Origin of the sequence: uncultured Blautia sp. (assembly GCF_902497045.1) — a bacterium.
Taxonomy (GTDB): Bacteria; Bacillota; Clostridia; order Lachnospirales; family Lachnospiraceae; genus Blautia_A.
The window spans coordinates 1-1,977 of record NZ_CABVDF010000341.1; the positions used below are offsets into that span (position 1 = coordinate 1).

Annotated in this window: 1 protein-coding gene; it reads left to right on the forward strand. The window is 41.1% G+C overall.

The window, feature by feature from the left end:
* Positions 1-82: 82 nt before the first annotated feature.
* Entirely contained in the window at positions 83-1,756 is a 1,674-nt protein-coding gene (locus RDS42_RS14445; protein WP_308784271.1) for a glycosyl hydrolase family 18 protein, read from the forward strand.
* Positions 1,757-1,977 lie beyond the last annotated feature (221 nt).

A 1,977-nucleotide genomic window follows, 5' to 3' on the forward strand; every position in this document is an offset into this window, starting at 1 on the left:
AATAAAACAGTCTCTGTAATGTTGCAGAGAGATTATATAGTTTTTCTGAAACAGATTATTCTGAATTGAAAGGAAAAAACAAATGAAAAAAAATATAAAAAAGCAGATGAAGAAGCAGTATATGCCGGCAGTGATCGTTGCTGGTCTGATTCTTTTGCTGGCGGCGGCCGGTATCGGTGTTCATGTGATCCGGAAATATATTCCGACAAAGGAGCGGATGGATCTGAACGAGTATTATGGACAGACTGCCGAGGGAGAGGCAGTGATCGTCCTTGGAACTAATATTATGGAAGAACGGGCGGTTACTTCTAATGGACAGATATACCTGCCTTTGAAGCTTGTAAATACTTATTTGAATCAGAGATATTACTGGGACAGCGGAAATCAGCAGATCTTATATGCTACTCCTTCTGAACTTCAAAAATATCCGGCTTCTTCTAATGGAGACAGTGATGTATGGATGAAAGATGAAGCGGTATATCTTAGTCTGGCCTTTGTACAGCGGTATACAGATATGGATGTTTATATGGGTGAAGCTCCGTCCAGAGTTATTATCCAGAATCAGTTTCAAAATGTAAATACAGCTTCTGTGCAAAAAGATACATATGTTCGTTACCGCGGAGGCATTAAATCTCCGGTTCTTACTCAGGTAAAAAAAGGTGACACATTAATCTACCTGGAAGAATACGAAGAATGGGTTAAGGCGGCTACTATGGATGGCTACATAGGTTTTGTAAAAAAACGAGATATTTCTTCAGCAGAGGTCAAGAATTTTGAACGAGATTTCAAAATGGAAGAGTATCAGTATCTTTCCATGGAAGATCCTGTGAATCTGTCCTGGCATCAGGTGACATCTACGGAAGCCAATTCCTATTTTGCAGATGCCACAGCAAATGTCAGCGGAGTGAATGTGATTTCTCCTACCTGGTTTTATCTGGCAGATACAGACGGAAATATTGCAGATATTTCTTCGGCGGAATATGTGCAGCAGGCACATGACAGAGGCATGAAGGTGTGGGGACTTATAGATAACTTTACTGCCGATGTCAGTACCACCGAGACTCTTTCCCAGCTTGCCTCCAGACAAAATATCATCAGTCAGTTTATGACGGCAGCAGAAAATACCGGGCTTGATGGGATTAATGTGGATTTTGAAACTCTCAGCGAGGATGCAGGACCGCATTTCCTGGAGTTCTTAAGAGAATTATCTATTGAGTGTCATAAGAAAAATCTTGTGCTTTCTGTGGATAATCCTGTTCCGGAGGATTTTACCAGTCATTATGACCGGGAAGAGCAGGGAAAAGTTGTGGATTATGTGATCATTATGGGATATGATGAACACTATGTGGGATCAGAAGAACCGGGATCCGTTGCGTCCCTTCCATGGGTAGAAAAAGGAGTGACGGATACATTGGCAGAAGTTCCTGCAGAAAGAACGATTCTTGCAATTCCGTTCTATACAAGACTGTGGAAAATAACAGGCGGAGCACTTACAAGTGAAGCTATCGGTATGGATCAGGCTCAGAAGGTACTGGCTGAGAATAATGTTCAGACAATCTGGGATGGAAGTGTAGGACAGAACAAGGCTTCTTTTGAAAAAGAAGGCTCCAGCTATGATATTTGGCTTGAGGATGCGCAGTCAATTGCAGAAAAAGTGAAACTGATTCCGAAATATGGACTTGCAGGAGTGGCTCAGTGGAAGCTGGGATTTGAAAACAGCAGTATCTGGAAAGTAATCAGTGATAATCTGAAGTAAGAATTATATTATAAAATGAGAAATGAAAAAAGCTGTCTGGACCGCAGGGAAAACCTTGGATCCAGACAGCTTTTTTATTTATCAGGAAAACAGTACACTTCGTATTGATATTCCTGGTAAATAATTGTTTCGTGATATATAAGAAGAGGGTAAACTTCAGATAAAACTCCATAAATGGAAGGAGGCCGGTACTTTCGTACCGGCGCGTATGAAAAAGAAAA

Excerpts from the sequence above, each read along its gene's own strand:
- RDS42_RS14445 (WP_308784271.1), top strand. The coding sequence starts at position 83 with ATGAAAAAAAATATAAAAAAGCAGATGAAGAAGCAGTATATGCCGGCA.